Consider the following 15,758-nt stretch of genomic DNA (forward strand, 5'->3'; position numbering starts at 1 on the left):
GAAGCAGTAGAACCAACTGCAGAACCAAAAGAGACAAGTGGAAAACAAGGTAAACCACAAACTCAAGATGCAACTACAATGTTCAAAGAAGGTGACGAAACAGCACCAATCAATAAATCTACAGTGAAACTTGTAGATTCAAAAGGTAATGAAGTCACAACAATGCCAGCTCTTAAAGATGGAAAAGAAGTAGGTACTTATACTTTAGACCCAGAAACTGGAGTGATTACATTCCAACCAAATAAAGACTTCACTGGAACACCAGACCCAGCGAAAGTAACTGCGGCAGATAAAAACGGAACAAAAGTAGAAACAACTTATACTCCAACTGTGACTCCAGTAGTACCAGAAGGACAAGATAAAACTACTACAAACCTTCAAGGATTACCTCAACAAAGTAAAGTGAAATTTACTGAAGGAGATCCTGAATTCCCAATTGATGATAAAGTTCCGGCAACATTTGAAGATGGTAAAACTGAAAAAGTAGTACCAGGAGAAGGAACATACACAGTAGATCCAGACGGAACAGTTCACTTCCAACCTGAAAAACAATTCACAGGTGTAGCTAAAGGTGTAACGGTTAAACGTGTAGATACAAATGGAACACCAGCTACCGCTAAATATACTCCTATTGTTAAACCTGTAGTACCAGAAGGATTTAACAATTTGACTACAGGAGTACAAGGTCAAGAACAAAAAGGTAAACTTTACTTCAAACCAGGAAATGAAGCAGTGCCAATCGATTACGATAAACCAGCAACATTACTTGATCCAGAAACGAAACAACCTGTTCCTTCAAATGAACTTCCAGCGAAAGATCCAGAAGGAAATGTAATCGGTAAGTATACATTAGATCCGACTACAGGGGAAGTGAAATTCACACCAACGGATAAATCATATGTAGGACCAGTACAACCAGTAACAGTTCAACGTGTGGATAAAAACAATACACCGGCAACAGCTGATTATACTCCAGTAATTGTAGGAGTTAAACCAACTTCTAAACCAGCTGAATCAACTGATGTACAAGGTGCAACTCAAAAACAACCTATTACATTCAAAGGTGGAACTGCAGACTTAGAAGATCCAGTTGGAAACAAAATTAAATCAGATCCAGTACCGATTAATCCAGATTCAGTTACATTATTAGGTGAAAATGGACAACCAACTAATGAAGTAGTTGTAAAAGATCCAAAAAATCCAAATAAAGTAATCGGTAAGTATACACTTGTAAAAGAACCTGGTAAAGATCCAGTTGCAGTATACACACCAGAAGACAAAACATACGTAGGACCAGTTCCGCCAGTAACTATTGAAGCAAAAGATACTAACGGAACTCCAGTGAAAACTACTTACACACCTACTATCAAACCTGTAACACCAACAGCGACACCAGCTGAAACAACAGATATTCAAGGTAAAGAGCAAACAGGATTACCAGAATTCAAAGGTGGAACAGTAACGGTTAATGACGAAGAGAAAGTTGTTCCAATTGATGAAACAAAAGCTCCAAAACTAATCGATCCTAAGACAGGTAATCCAGTTGATTCTGTAACAGTTGAAGGAGAAGGAACATACACAATCGAAGATGGTAAAGTTAAATTCCAACCAGAACCACAATTTACAGGAACAGCTACAGGTGTAGAAGTTCAACGTGAAGATACAAACGGAACACCTGTAAAAGCTAAATACACTCCAACGGTAACTCCAGTTAAACCAACAGGAGAAGACGTTACGTCAGAAGATGTACAAGGTACTGAACAAAATGGAACACCAAAATTCACACCAGGAAATACTGATGTTGCAATTACAATTACTGATGAGCAACCAGCGAAATTAATCGATCCAGAAACAGGGAAGCCAACTGATAAAACCACAATAGTGATTCCTGATGAAGGAAAATACACAATCGATCCTAAGACTGGAGAAGTAACATTCACACCAGAACCACAATTTACTGGTCAAGCAACAGGGGTAACTGTTCAAGTGAAAGATGCGAACGGAACACCTGTAGAAGCAAGCTATACACCTAAAGTTAAAGGTGTAACTCCAACAGCAACACCAGCTAAATCTAAAGATATTCAAGGTAAACCACAAACAGGATTACCAGAATTCAAAGGTGGAACAGTAACGGTTAATGGTGTACCAAAAACTGTTGAGATTGATGAAACAAAAGCACCTAAACTTCTTGATCCAGAAACAGGAGAACCAACTGATGAACCAGTAGTAATTCCTGGAGAAGGAACATACACAATCGAAGATGGTAAAGTTAAATTCCAACCAGAACCACAATTTACTGGAAAAGGAGAAGGTGTAGAAGTTCAACGTGTAGATAAGAATGGAACGCCAGTAACAGCGAAGTATACTCCAAAAGTAGTGCCAGTAACGCCAACTGGAGAAGATAAGACATCAGTAGGACCTAAAGGTCAACCACAAACAGGAACACCAGAATTCCAAGGTGGATCAGTGAAAATCAAAGGAAAAGAAGAAACTGTTGAAATTGATAAGGATGTTCCAGCGAAACTAATCGATCCTAAGACAGGTGATCCAGTTGATTCTGTAACAGTTGATGGCGAGGGAACTTATACTATCGACAAAGATGGTAAAGTAACATTCACACCAGAACCAGAATTCTTAGGAACAGCAACAGGTGTAACAGTTCAACGTCAAGATAAAAACGGAACACCTGTAACAGCTAAGTACACACCAACAGTTACTCCAGTAACGAAGACTGTAGACAAAACATCAGAAGGTGCTAAGAATACTCCACAATCTAACACTCCAGAATTTAAAGGAGACGTTGATTTAGATGTACCACCAACATTTGATGATGGAACAACTACAAGAACTGTAGAAGGAGAAGGAACGTATACTATCGATAAAGATGGTAAAGTAACATTCACTCCAGAAAAAGATTACGTAGGAACAGGAGAAGGTGTAACTGTTGTAAGAAAAGATAAAGCAGGAAAAACAATCTCTGCGACTTACACTCCAACAGTTCGTCCAGGAACAGACTTCGTAGATGAAAATGGTAAAGAGATTCCAGGATTCCCAAGTAAAGATGGAAATCAACCTAAGGAAGATATTCCGGGATACAGATATAAAGAAACAATTACTGATGAGCATGGAAATACTCGTCATATCTATGAACAAGTAAGAACATTCTTCAAGGATAAAGATGGAAATGAAATTCCAAAAGTTCCAACTGAAAAAGGTGAACAACCTAAGAAAGAAATCCCAGGCTACCGCTTCGTAGAAACTAAGAAACTTCCAAATGGAGATACTGAACATGTCTACGAAAAAATACCAACACCACAACCATCACCAACACCTACTCCAACTCCAGCAGTTGAGAAGAAAATCACTTCTTATGTAGATGGTAATGGTAACCCAATTCGTCCAACAAAAGATGGAGAACATCCAAGTGAGAAAATCCCAGGATATGAATTGGTGAAAACTGAAAAAGATGCAAACGGCAATGTACGTCATACTTACCGTAAAGTTAAAACACCAGCTCCACAAGAAAAAGTGGTAACATCATTTGTAAATGAAAATGGAGAAAAAATTACTCCAGATGAAAATGGTGAACAACCAAGTAAAGATATCCCAGGATATGAATTGGTGAAAACTGAAAAAGACGCAAACGGCAATGTACGTCACATTTATCGTAAAGTTGCAACACCAGCTCCAAAACAAAAAGTAGTTCGTCAAGAATTACCTCAAACAGGAACAGGTCAAGAAGTAGCAATCTTTGGCGCAGCAGCAAGTGCAATCCTTTCAGGATTAGGTCTTGCAGTTTCAGGAAAAACTAAAAAAGAAGAAGAGTAATCTCTTATTCTAAAAGATGAACGAAGTAAAAAGCACTCTCGGTTTCGAGAGTGCTTTTTTGATTATTTTTAATAAATAAGAATAATATCAGCAACTCTATGAAAAACCATGTTCCGAAAAAAATATTTCCTCAATCGTTTTAGTGGGACAGAAAAGAATGAATCGGTTAAATCTTTATGTTTATTAATGATAAAAAGAGTTTTTTACACTTAAAAACAAAATATATATTCATTATTCTGATTTTTATTTAAGAATCTATATTCTTTCTTTAGAAACATATACATAAATTGATAAAATCAAGATTTAGTTGTATAGTAAATTAAGAAAATTGTAAGTCAATCAGTTAACTGGGAGTCTGTCTATTTTTTGCTCCCATCATTAATGAGAGGTGTTAATGTGCGGAAAAATCATCATAGAAGAAAAGGATCATTAAAAGTATTAGATGGGATTAATTATATCCTGATGGGTGGATATGTGATTCTAGCAGGAATTGTATTGTTCCAAATGTTTCGATATAATTTGCTAGCTTTTCGTTGGTTAAATATTATTATTACAGTACTTGCTGTTCTATTAGCAATTGGAGCAGGTATATTTATAAAAAAGAAAATAGCAAAAGTATTTACATTGTTGTTATTGATTTTTGGAATTACGCTAGGATCAATTGGAGTCTTTGGGATTCAGCAATTTGTATCTGTTACAAGTAAATTAAACGAAACAGCAGCAGTTTCTAATTATACAATGAGTATTGCAGTGTTGAAAGATAGTGAAATTGAGTCTGTTTCACAACTTGAATCTGTAGCAGCACCGATGGATAATGATCAGGAGAATGTTCAAAAATTAATCGATGATGTTCAAAAACAACAAAAACAAACATTGACAGTAACGTCCATAGAATCTTATCTTGAAGCTTATAAACAATTACAATCTGGTGAAGTGAAAGCTATTGTTTTAAATGAAGCTTTTGAGAATATTATCGAATCTGAATATCCTAATCATGCAGATATAATCAAAAAAATCTACAAAATGGGTGTGAAGAAAAAGGTTAAAGGTCCTAAAGTAAGTAAAGGAAACGGAATGACAATTTATGTCAGTGGAATTGACACTTATGGGCCGATTAATTCTGCTTCTCGTTCAGATGTGAATATCTTAATGACAGTAAATACTGATACAAAAGATGTATTATTAACGACTACACCTCGTGACTCTTATGTTCCAATTGCGGACGGTGGAAATAATCAATATGATAAATTAACACATGCAGGGATGTATGGAGTAGATGCTTCTATTCATACTCTTGAAAATTTATATGGTATTGATATTAACTATTATGCTCGTTTAAATTTCACTTCATTCTTGAAATTAATTGACTTATTAGGTGGTATTGATGTCTATAATGATCAAGAATTTAATGCTCATACAAATAATGGAAAGCATTATCCAGTTGGAATGCTTCATTTAAACTCTAAAGATGCTCTAGGTTTTGTTCGTGAACGTTATGCGTTAGCAGATGGAGATAGAGACCGTGGACGTAATCAACAAAAAGTAATTACAGCCATCATTCAAAAATTAACTTCAGCAGAAGTACTGGCTAACTATTCAGCCGTTATTCAAGGATTGCAAGAATCTGTACAAACGAATATGCCTGTTGAAGTAATGACAGATTTAGTGAATCGTCAATTAGAAACAGGTGGTAAATATGGTGTACAATCACAAGATCTTAAAGGAACAGGAAGAATGGATTTGCCTTCATATGCAATGCCAGGAAGCCAATTATATATGATGGAAGTGAGTCAGGAAAGTTTAGCAAGCGTGAAAGCTGCTATGACATCGGTGTTGAAAGGAGAATAAAAATGATTGATATTCATTCACATATTCTCTGTGGCGTTGATGATGGGCCAAAAACCATTGAAGAAACAAAAGCATTGCTAGAACATGCTTACGAACAAGGAGTTCGAACAATCGTATCAACCTCTCATCGATGAAAACGAATGTTTGAAACATCAGAAAGAGTGATGATAGAACAATTTCAATTAGCACGACAAATTGCCAAAGAAGTAGCGGAAGATTTGACGCTACTTTTTGGTGCGAAAATCTACTATACCAGTGATGTGTTAGAACGATTTGAAAAAGGGAAGTTACCGACACTCAATGGAACACGATATGCATTAATTGAATTTAGTATGAATACTGCTTATCGTGATATGCATGCCGCATTAACAAAACTTTTGATGCAAGGGATTACTCCTGGTTGATTTTCTGAATGAAGCATTGAAAAAGCACTCTCGATTGGTCGAGAGTGCTTTTAATATTATCTTGCAAAGCCGACAGCTTTTTCCATTTTACGAAGAGTTTTAGAAGCAACAGCGTTCGCTTTTTTAGCTCCTTCATCTAAGATTTCATCTAATTGTTTAGAGTTTAGTAATTCATAGTAACGTTTTTGGATTGGTTCCATCACTGCTACAATTGCTTCTGCTAAATCAGTTTTAAATGTACCATATCCTGAGTCTTTATAAGTTTCTACTAAATCTTCAATGCTACGGTTTGAAAATGCGCTAAAGATTGTTAAAAGGTTTGAAATTCCTGGTTTTTCAGTTGGGTTGTATTCGATGATACCACTTGAATCTGTTACAGCGCTCTTGATTTTTTTACGAATCGTTGCTGGGTCATCTAACATACTAATGTATTCTTTAACATTGGCATCTGATTTACTCATTTTTTTCGTAGGTGTTTGTAAGCTCATAACACGTGCTCCAGCTTTTGGAATAAATGGTTCTGGCATTTTTAATAACTCGTTACCATTTCCGTAGCGGCTGTTAAAACGAGCGACAAAGTCACGTGTTAATTCCATATGTTGTTTTTGGTCTTCTCCAACAGGAACAACTTCAGCATTGTATAAAACAATGTCTGCTACCATTAGAGGTGGATAAGTTAATAAACCTGCTGATACAGATTGTTGTTTTTGAGATTTATCTTTGTATTGTGTCATACGTTCTAATTCGCCGACACCTACATTACATTGTACAATCCATGCAGCTTGAGCATGTGCTGGAACTTCAGATTGAACGAAAATTGTAGATTTTTCAGGGTCTAATCCAATTGCTAAGTATAACGCAGCAAGTGAACGAGTTTGTTCTTTTAATTTTTTAGGGTCTTGTGGAACCGTAATTGCATGTTGGTTTACGATACAGTATGTGCAGTCATATTCGTCTTGTAAGGCAACGAAGTTTTTCATCGCACCAATGTAGTTTCCAATGGTTGGAATAGCTGAAGGTTGTACTCCAGAGAAAATTTTCTTTTTAGTCATTTGTATTCTCCTTTAAATTTCAATGAATTAGTCTTATTATACCGTATTTTTGGAAAATTTACACAAAAAAATATGTTTTTGTGGAGGCTCATAATAAGGAAATGTAGTTATCTTTGCAGTAAATATGTTATTATATGCTTAGTTTTCAAAATTTGATAAAAATATAAGGAGATATTCAATAATGCCGCAAAATCTTTTTAAAGAATTGGAAAAATTAGAGCAAGTAGAAGCGATTGTTCTGGGAGGATCACGAGCTGGAGAAAATTATGATAAAGATTCTGATTATGATGTCTATGTCTATTTGACAGCACCTATACCTGAAAAGATTAGAAAAGAAATTCTTAGTAATTACTGTTCCTATATGGAAATTGGGAATCAATTTTGGGAATTAGAGGATGATTGTGTTTTAAAAAATGGAGTAGAGATTGAATTAATTTATCGTTCATTAGATAGTTTTGATAAAGAGTTAGAAAATGTAATTTTTAATCATCAAGCTCAAAATTCTTACACGACATGTATGTGGTATAATGTAATGCACAGTAAAATTCTTTATGATAAAGACGGGCGCTATGCTCAGTTAAAGAGTAAATATCATTTGCCTTATCCATCAGCGTTAAAAAGAAATATCATCAGTAAACAACTATTATTACTAGAACAAGGGATGCCAGCTTTTTCTAAACAAATTCAAAAAGCTATTAAACGTCAAGATTTATTAAGTATGAATCATCGAAGCAGTGAATTTTTTGCGTCTTATTTTGATTTATTGTTTGCACTTAATGAACAACTTCATCCAGGTGAAAAACGTATGTTACAGTATGCTAAAGAACAATGTGTTCTTTTACCAAAAGATTTTGAAGAGAATATTCAAGCTTATTTTCAAACTCTTTACAGCCCTGATAAGCAAGAGCAAGCGGTAAAAGTATTGTCTACTCTATTAGTCCATCTTAGAGCATTAGTAGAAGAGTGTGATTAGAAAATGAAGGAATCAAAAGATAGGTTGTTTTGATAAGGTTTATAGAATTAGTGGTGAAAAATTTTCTGAAAAATGGTTGTAAATAAGTTAAGAAATGGGCTCCTAATCGGAATAATACGGAAATGTGAAAAAGGATATTGCTTGACAAATGTTAAGAAAAGATTAAGCCTTGAAATAATCGTATTTTAATGAAATAGGTTTAGAGAATCTTAAAAAAATAATTTGTGAAAATTTTAAAAAATTACGAAAATTGTATAGATTTTATTTTAAAAATAATATATAATATAAAGCGTGATGAGCCCATCTAAACTAGCTTATCGAGAAGGAGCGATTTATGGTTACATTATATACATCACCAAGTTGTACTTCATGCCGTAAAGCACGCGCATGGTTAGAAGAACACACTATCGCATATACTGAAAGAAATATTTTCTCTGAACCATTGACTATTGACGAAATTAAAAACATTTTACGCATGACGGAAGATGGTACTGAAGAGATTATTTCAACACGTTCAAAGGCTTTCCAAGAATTAAACTTAGATTTAGATGAAGTTCCTTTGAATAAATTATTTGTTTTAATTCAAGAAAACCCAGGTTTATTACGTCGTCCAATTATGTTGGATGAAAAGAGATTCCAAGTAGGATATAACGAAGATGAAATTCGTCGTTTCTTACCTCGTGAAGTAAGAGCTTTTGAATTAGATCAAGCCCAAAGATTAGTGAATTTTTAAGAATGAGGCACTGTAGAAATTTCTACAGTGTTTTTATTTTTATAAAAATACTATCTTTTTGCTTGAAAAAAATAGCATAAGAGGAGTATGATGTAGAATATAAAAGGAAAAGGAGATGAGTATATGTTTTTAACAAAAGACATGACTGATGAGTTCCGTCAAAAATTTCAAGCTGACGGACAAAAGAAAGTTGCACAACATGCAACTGTGAAAAATGGGATTCACGCTTCTAGCCAAAATGTAGAGGCAATCGTGAAAAACCCACCCGTTTATTCCATTGATTTGGAACATGGAAAGGTGGCAAACCAAAAACAATCTGGGAGATGTTGGATGTTTGCTGCATTAAACACGTTCCGTCATAAAATCTTTAATGAGTTTAAGCTAGAGGAATTTGAACTTTCTCAAAGCTATACTTTTTTCTGGGATAAATATGAGAAGGCTAATTTCTTCCATGAGAATATTTTAAAAACGTCTCATGAACCGATTACTAGTCGTAATGTTGCCTTCTTACTTCAAACACCACAACAAGATGGTGGACAATGGGATATGATTGTTTCCATCTTTAATAAGTATGGTGTCGTACCAAAGGCAGTAATGCCAGAAAGTTTTAGTAGTTCAGCTTCAGGAGAGTTGAATAAATACTTGAACAAAAAACTTCGTGAAGATGCGAAGATTTTAAGAGATTTAGTAGCAGGGGGAGCTACTGAAGAAAAAATCTTGGAAGTTCGTAAACAATTGATGAAGGAAGTCTATGATTTACTAGCTATCAGTTTGGGAACTCCACCAGAAGTGTTTGATTTTTCTTATCGTGATAAAGATAAAGAATATCATCACTATGAAAATTTAACACCACAAACATTTTATAAACAGTTTGTAGGGTTAGATTTAGATCAATATGTATCAATTATTAATGCACCAACAGCAGACAAACCTTATAATCGCTCTTATACTGTTGAAATGTTAGGAAACGTTGTTGGAGGAACTCCTGTCAAATACTTAAATGTAGAAATGGATACTTTCAAGAAACTTGCGATTCAACAATTAGAACAAGGCGAATCGATTTGGTTTGGTTGTGATGTAGGTCAATTCTCAGGTCGTGATACTGGATTAATGGCAATGGATCATTATGATTTGAAAGGTTTATTGGGGTTAGATTTCAAACTTTCTAAAGCGGATCGCTTAGAATATGGAGAAAGTTTAATGACACATGCCATGGTATTAACTGGGGTAGATTTAGTAAATGGAAAACCAACTCGTTGGAAAGTAGAAAATAGTTGGGGAGAAAAATCTGGGGTCGATGGATTCTGGATGATGTCAGATGAATGGATGGATGAATTTACGTATCAAATTGTAGTTCGTAAAGAGTTTTTAACACCAGAGCAATTAGCAGCATTTGATTCTGAACCAATCGTATTAGCACCATGGGATCCCATGGGCTCGTTAGCCTAATAATAGATCGGAAATGACTTTTTGATATAGTAGCGGAGGACGCAAGCAGCTTCGCAAAAGCGAATCTCATTGCTAAAAATTGAGCCTTAGGTCTCAATTTTTTCTGCACTAGAATCCAGTGTGGATTCTAGTGCTTGCGCTACTATAAAAAGTCATTTCCTTTTTTGCGTGTAAGGATGAGAGTGCGTATAAAAATATGACATATCTGAAGTAGCAAATGGATATAAACGGGTAGAAGTTTTTTAGCTTCTGCCTTTTTTCTTTAGCATTTCAAAAATCCTAATAAAAATTTAACCATTTAGATACAAGAGTTTTTAGGGAGAATATGGTATGATAATTGCGTTATGGAAGGGAGAGAAGGTAGTGGAAGTGGTAAATATTTTTCAAGAAGCGCTAGAAAGTCAATGGCAAAAACTTCCAACGTATCGTCTGTTAGTCATAGGCGAGTCTGGTGTTGGGAAAACAACGTTAATTCAATCTTTATTTGATTTAAAGAAAAACGAAAGTATTCCACAATTCCAAGTGGATGAGTACTCGCTATTAGGGGAACTTCCAAACTCATTCGATTATGATGCCTGTATTTTTTGCTTGAAAGGTTCTAGCGATGAGTTTTCTCTTGAGACGAAAGAAACGTTATTGCGAATTACAAACCAACTTCCAACGATTGTTGCTTTAACACAGTCTATTGGAACAAAAGCTGAACAATTTCAAAGTCAATTAGTCGATTTATCTCTTCCTGTAAAAGGAATCATTAATGTCATGGCAAAGGCTTATCCAATTTATGAATCAGTACACCTTCCAGCCTTTGGATTAGAAGAATTACTGGATTTATTATTAGAGAGTGCAAAAGTGACGAAAGCAGAAACATTAGTGAGTTTGCAAAAGATAGATTGTAAGAAGAAACTACATTTAGCAAAACAGACTGTGGAAGAGGAAATGAATCGTATTTTTCAAACTTCTACAGATGCACGTCAAGTATTCAGACAGATATTCGAAATTTTAGGAAGAGGTTTTGCTTATTTTGGAAATCAAACAGATGCGAATCGAATGATGGAAGTACTGGGAAATCTTTATCAGAGGAAATTCCAATCGTATCAAGAATTATGCTTTGTACATCAACAATCTTATTATTTAGTAATGGTACTGAGCGCTTGTTGCTATAGTGGAATTGAAATGATGGCATTATTATCGAAAAAGGAAAATTCTTTTACGATTCAAGAGAGCAGTATTTTATTAGAAACGAAAATTGTAAGTCGTATGAAGCAAGGGAAACACAATGCAGAAGTTCATGCTTTTATTGTAAAAAATGCTTTGGTAACGGAAGAAGTGAACATCCAAAAACCTGTTATCCATGTACCAATGAAAAAGAAAAATAAGCTTCAACAATTTCAAAAAAAATCCCGTCAATGGTTGCATCAATCGCTAGATGCATTTAGTAAATGGGCTAGAAAATAAAAGAATAGAAAAATGAATAAAGCATTAGTTTTTTTTAGAAAAGTAGGATACAATAAAGAAGATAGGTTTCTTTTATAAGAGAATCAGTATAGGAGGAAGAAATATGTTCAAAGATGTTAATGAACAAATTTTAAAATTAATTGAAAAAAATAGTCGATTAACAACTGAAGAAATTGCGACTTTATTAGCGATTGAACCAGATGAAGTTCAACGTAGAATTAAAGAATTAGAAGAACAAAAGGTCATTTGTGGTTACCATACATTAATTAACTGGGAAAAAACAGATGATGTGAATGTGTCTGCTGTTATCGAATTAAAAGTAAATCCTCAACGAGGAATGGGATTTGATCGTATTGCAGAAAAAATTTACCACTTCCCTGAAGTAGAAGATTTATATTTAATGTCTGGTGGATATGATTTCATGGTGAAATTGAAAAAAGCACCGATGAGAGATATCGCAGCATTTGTTTCTAGTCGTTTATCAGTTATTGAAGAAGTTCAATCTACGACAACACATGTAGTGTTAAAACAATATAAAGACCATGGCACAATGTTTGTTGGCAAGAGTGGAGATAAACGGATGGTGGTTACTCCATGATTGAATCATTATTAAGTCAAAAAGTAACAGGAATTAAACCTTCGGGAATTCGTCGCTTTTTTGATATTGCCAATGAATTAGAAGATGTCATCAGTTTAGGGGTAGGGGAACCAGATTTTGATACTCCTTGGCATGTAAGAGAAGAAGGGATTTATTCTCTTCAAAAAGGAAGAACTTTTTACACAGCCAATGCCGGTTTGAAAGAATTACGTCAAGAAATTTGTCGTTATATCGAACGTAAACAAGGAGTTAATTATAATCCAATGACGGAGGCGCTTGTAACGATTGGAGGAAGTGAAGCAATTGATTTAGCAATGCGTGCTTTATTAAATCCAGGAGATGAAGTGATTTTCTGTGAGCCTTGTTATGTATCATATTTACCATGTATTGTGTTGTCGAATGGAGTACCTGTAAGAATTCCGCTAAAAGAGGAAAATCAATTTCGTTTAACACCGGAAGAATTAGAAGCAGCGATTACTCCAAAAACAAAAGCAATCATCCTTTCTTTTCCAAATAATCCGACAGGAGCAGTGATGAGTCGTGAAGACTTAGAGGCGATTGCGAAAGTAATTTTGAAACATAATATTGTTGTGATTTCGGATGAAATTTATTCTGAATTAACATATACAGGAAATCGTCATGTAAGTATTGTGGAAATTGAAGGGATGAAAGAAAGAACCGTTTTAATTAATGGGTTCTCAAAAGCTTTTGCCATGACTGGATGGAGAATGGGATATGCTCTAGCTCCTGAAGTGTTGATGAAACAAATGATTAAAATTCATCAATTTACGATTATGGCAGCACCAACGACAAGCCAATATGCGGGGATTGATGCTTTGAAAAATTGTGATGATGATGTGATTGAAATGCGAGAAAGTTATAATCAACGCAGACGCTATTTATTGAAAAAAATGGAAGAATTAGGGATTCCATGTTTTGAACCATTTGGAGCGTTTTATATTTTCCCAAATATTTCTCAATTTGGCATGACTTCTGAGGAATTTGCGACGAAATTAGTGCAAGAAGAACGTGTAGCGGTTGTTCCGGGATCTGCCTTCGGTGAAAGTGGAGAAGGATTCGTTCGAATTTCTTATGCCTACTCATTAGATAGTTTGAAAAAAGCAATCGAACGTCTAGAAAGTTTTATTCATAAATTAAGAAATGGTGAAATTTCGTAAAATAAAACTCCTGTCACTTCATGATGACAGGAGTTTTTGAATGTAAAGATTATTCTTGATTGAAAATACCTGTTGATAGATAACGTTCACCAGTGTCTGGTAGAAGTGCAACAACCGTGTTTCCTTTTCCAAGTTTTTTAGCAACACGTAGTGCAGCAGCAACTGCAGCACCTGAGGAAATTCCTGTTAGAATCCCTTCTGTAGCAGCTAATTTTTTAGCTGTTTCAATCGCTAATTCACTTGGGATTAGTTCAAAATCATCGATAATGTCTTTGTCTAAGATAGTTGGTAAGAATCCAGCGGAAATTCCTTGGATACGGTGTTTTCCTTTTTGTCCTTTTGAGATAAATGGAGCTTCTTCAGGTTCTACACCAATAATTTGAACAGCAGCATTTTTTTCTTTTAAGGCACGACTAACACCTGTAATGGTACCACCTGTTCCGATTCCGGCAACAAATGCATCAGGTGTTTCACCGTCAAAGGCTTCAATAATCTCTTGACCAGTTGTTTGATAGTGAATGCTTGGGTTAGCTGGGTTATCAAATTGTTTTGCCCAGAAATAACCAGGTTGTTGTGATAATTCTTCTGCTTTTTGAACGGCAGCTCCAAAACCTTCAGCAGCAGGTGTTAATAGTACTTCTGTACCATAGGCTGCCATTAATTGACGACGTTCGATAGACATTGAGTCAGGCATAATTGTAATGACTTTATAGCCTTTAGCTGCTCCAACTAAGGATAAGCCGACACCAGTATTTCCAGAAGTTGCTTCGATAATCGTATCTCCTGGTTTTAGCTGACCTTCTCTTTCAGCAGTTTCAATAATATTAAGTGCAACGCGGTCTTTCACAGAACCACCAGCGTTAAAAGCTTCCACTTTCACGTAAATATCTGCACTATCTGCATCTGTTAAACGATTTAGTTTAACAATGGGTGTATTACCGATTAATTCAGTAATATGGTTTACTCTTTTTGACATAAGAATACCTCCAAAATATTTAATTGGGCAACTTTGAAGGGCTGCTTAAGGGGTATTTTAGACCTGTACTTTGACAAAAACAAGAGATTTGCTTAAAAAATTTAAAGGAAAGGGGTGTTTTTATGGAAAAATATCCGAAAACAATGGGAAAGATTCAAGAATTCATGAATAATGGTGTTTATCCGGGATTTAGTGTTGCTTTTATTGAAGGCGAAGAAGTAGAAAAGATAGTTGAAGGGACACTTACAAAAGAATCGGATGCTAATCTTGTCGAAGATGGATTATTTTATGACCTTGCATCCGTTACAAAAGCATTTGTAACGAGTACTTTACTCGTGCAAATGGTAGAAAAACAGGAAATGAATTTGGACGAACAAATTATCAAATGGTTTCCAAATGCTGATACGAGAGTTACCCTTCGTCATTTAATAACGCATACTTCAGGATTATGGGGATATATTGAAAACAGAAATGAATTAGCGCCGGATGCTTTAATTGAAGCTTTAGCTACTTTACCTGTCACAGAAACATTTCATCATACGGTAAAATATACAGATACAGGATTTGTGTTGGCAGGAATTATATTAGAAAAAGAATTTGGTAAGCCGATTGCGGATTTATTTGATGAAAGAATTGCTCGTCCGTTAAAACTAACAGCAACTTATGGGTCAGTGCCAAGTGAAGGTTGTGTGCCTACAGCTTTTGAAGAAAGACGAGGTAGATTACTGCAAGGAGAAGTACACGATCCAAAAGCAAGCATTTTACAAAGAAGATGTGGAAGTGCTGGACTATTTGCAACATTGGATGATTGTATTACTTTAGTACAATTATATTTACATGATGGGACATTGAGAGACTTTGAATATTGCAGTGCAGAGATGATGCAAAGTTTATTGAAGGACTGGACACCGACAAGACAAGCTGGAAGATCACTTGGATGGGATATGGACCGAGTGGGTGAACAAATTTGGTTAAGACATACAGGTTTTACAGGGACTACAGTATTGATGAATCTAACAACAAAACAAGCGATGATTTTATTAACGAATCGCATCTATCAATATGAAGATACGCCATCTTATAATCAATTACGAGAAGAATTGATTCAGCTTTACGAACAGGAAGCGTTCCATAATATGACTTCTTAATATAGTAGCGATGGACGTCAGCAGCCTCGCTTTGCGAGTCTCATGACTAAAAATTGAGCCTAGGTCTCAATTTTTATTTGAAACAAAGTACGAAAAAAAGACAAAAAGATACTACC

11 protein-coding genes and 1 pseudogene are annotated in these 15,758 nt (G+C 35.1%); 10 read left to right on the forward strand and 2 right to left on the reverse strand.

Annotated features, from left to right (window positions below; genetic code table 11):
* From RWR88_RS06795 to RWR88_RS06805, 3 genes and pseudogenes are all read left to right on the forward strand, one after another.
* The coding region (locus tag RWR88_RS06795; protein ID WP_314451369.1) for an Ig-like domain-containing protein at positions 1-3,828 on the forward strand (3,828 nt) is incomplete at its 5' end.
* A gap of 381 nt (positions 3,829-4,209) precedes the next feature.
* A complete protein-coding gene (locus RWR88_RS06800; protein WP_314451383.1) occupies positions 4,210-5,676 on the forward strand; it encodes an LCP family protein in 1,467 nt (488 codons plus the stop codon).
* Between the two features lie 2 nt (positions 5,677-5,678).
* Positions 5,679-6,074: pseudogene (locus tag RWR88_RS06805) on the forward strand (CpsB/CapC family capsule biosynthesis tyrosine phosphatase); the annotation flags it as partial.
* Between the two features lie 62 nt (positions 6,075-6,136).
* On the opposite strand, the gene trpS reads toward RWR88_RS06805, so the two are convergent.
* A complete protein-coding gene (gene trpS, locus RWR88_RS06810; RefSeq protein WP_314451370.1) occupies positions 6,137-7,132 on the reverse strand; it encodes a tryptophan--tRNA ligase in 996 nt (331 codons plus the stop codon).
* Between the two features lie 181 nt (positions 7,133-7,313).
* Between trpS and RWR88_RS06815 the strand changes: the two genes are divergently transcribed.
* From RWR88_RS06815 to RWR88_RS06840, 6 genes are all read left to right on the forward strand, one after another.
* A complete protein-coding gene (locus RWR88_RS06815) occupies positions 7,314-8,105 on the forward strand; it encodes a nucleotidyltransferase domain-containing protein (RefSeq protein WP_314451372.1) in 792 nt (263 codons plus the stop codon).
* 334 nt (positions 8,106-8,439) lie between these two features.
* On the forward strand, positions 8,440-8,838 hold the full coding sequence (gene spxA / locus RWR88_RS06820; RefSeq protein ID WP_314349814.1) for a transcriptional regulator SpxA: 399 nt from the start codon (positions 8,440-8,442) through the stop codon (positions 8,836-8,838).
* Positions 8,839-8,961: 123 nt separating this feature from the next.
* The gene (locus RWR88_RS06825) at positions 8,962-10,287 is read left to right on the forward strand and encodes a C1 family peptidase (RefSeq protein WP_314451374.1); all 1,326 of its coding nucleotides are present in this window, start codon (positions 8,962-8,964) and stop codon (positions 10,285-10,287) included.
* Positions 10,288-10,617: 330 nt separating this feature from the next.
* Complete coding sequence (locus RWR88_RS06830) at positions 10,618-11,742, forward strand: hypothetical protein (RefSeq protein ID WP_314451376.1); 1,125 nt, start codon at positions 10,618-10,620, stop codon at positions 11,740-11,742.
* A gap of 103 nt (positions 11,743-11,845) precedes the next feature.
* Positions 11,846-12,340, forward strand: a complete 495-nt coding sequence (locus RWR88_RS06835) for an Lrp/AsnC family transcriptional regulator (RefSeq protein ID WP_314349951.1) — start codon at positions 11,846-11,848, stop codon at positions 12,338-12,340.
* Positions 12,337-13,518, forward strand: coding sequence for an aminotransferase class I/II-fold pyridoxal phosphate-dependent enzyme (locus tag RWR88_RS06840; RefSeq protein WP_314451379.1), 1,182 nt, complete (start codon positions 12,337-12,339; stop codon positions 13,516-13,518). Before RWR88_RS06835 ends, RWR88_RS06840 begins: the two co-directional genes overlap by 4 nt.
* Positions 13,519-13,567: 49 nt before the next feature.
* On the opposite strand, the gene cysK is transcribed toward RWR88_RS06840, so the two are convergent.
* Entirely contained in the window at positions 13,568-14,494 is a 927-nt protein-coding gene (gene cysK, locus RWR88_RS06845; protein ID WP_314451380.1) for a cysteine synthase A, read from the reverse strand.
* Between the two features lie 122 nt (positions 14,495-14,616).
* Here cysK and RWR88_RS06850 point away from each other — a divergent pair, with 122 nt between their 5' ends.
* Entirely contained in the window at positions 14,617-15,642 is a 1,026-nt protein-coding gene (locus RWR88_RS06850) for a serine hydrolase domain-containing protein (protein WP_314451381.1), read from the forward strand.
* Positions 15,643-15,758 lie beyond the last annotated feature (116 nt).

Source organism: uncultured Granulicatella sp., from assembly GCF_963528195.1.
GTDB lineage: Bacteria > Bacillota > Bacilli > Lactobacillales > Aerococcaceae > Granulicatella.

Coding starts and splice junctions, on each gene's coding strand:
- RWR88_RS06840 (WP_314451379.1), top strand. CDS start 12,337: ATGATTGAATCATTATTAAGTCAAAAAGTAACAGGAATTAAACCTTCG.
- RWR88_RS06850 (WP_314451381.1), top strand. CDS start 14,617: ATGGAAAAATATCCGAAAACAATGGGAAAGATTCAAGAATTCATGAAT.
- cysK (WP_314451380.1), bottom strand. CDS start 14,494: ATGTCAAAAAGAGTAAACCATATTACTGAATTAATCGGTAATACACCC.
- RWR88_RS06800 (WP_314451383.1), top strand. CDS start 4,210: ATGAGAGGTGTTAATGTGCGGAAAAATCATCATAGAAGAAAAGGATCA.
- RWR88_RS06825 (WP_314451374.1), top strand. CDS start 8,962: ATGTTTTTAACAAAAGACATGACTGATGAGTTCCGTCAAAAATTTCAA.
- RWR88_RS06835 (WP_314349951.1), top strand. CDS start 11,846: ATGTTCAAAGATGTTAATGAACAAATTTTAAAATTAATTGAAAAAAAT.
- RWR88_RS06815 (WP_314451372.1), top strand. CDS start 7,314: ATGCCGCAAAATCTTTTTAAAGAATTGGAAAAATTAGAGCAAGTAGAA.
- RWR88_RS06830 (WP_314451376.1), top strand. CDS start 10,618: ATGATAATTGCGTTATGGAAGGGAGAGAAGGTAGTGGAAGTGGTAAAT.
- spxA (WP_314349814.1), top strand. CDS start 8,440: ATGGTTACATTATATACATCACCAAGTTGTACTTCATGCCGTAAAGCA.
- trpS (WP_314451370.1), bottom strand. CDS start 7,132: ATGACTAAAAAGAAAATTTTCTCTGGAGTACAACCTTCAGCTATTCCA.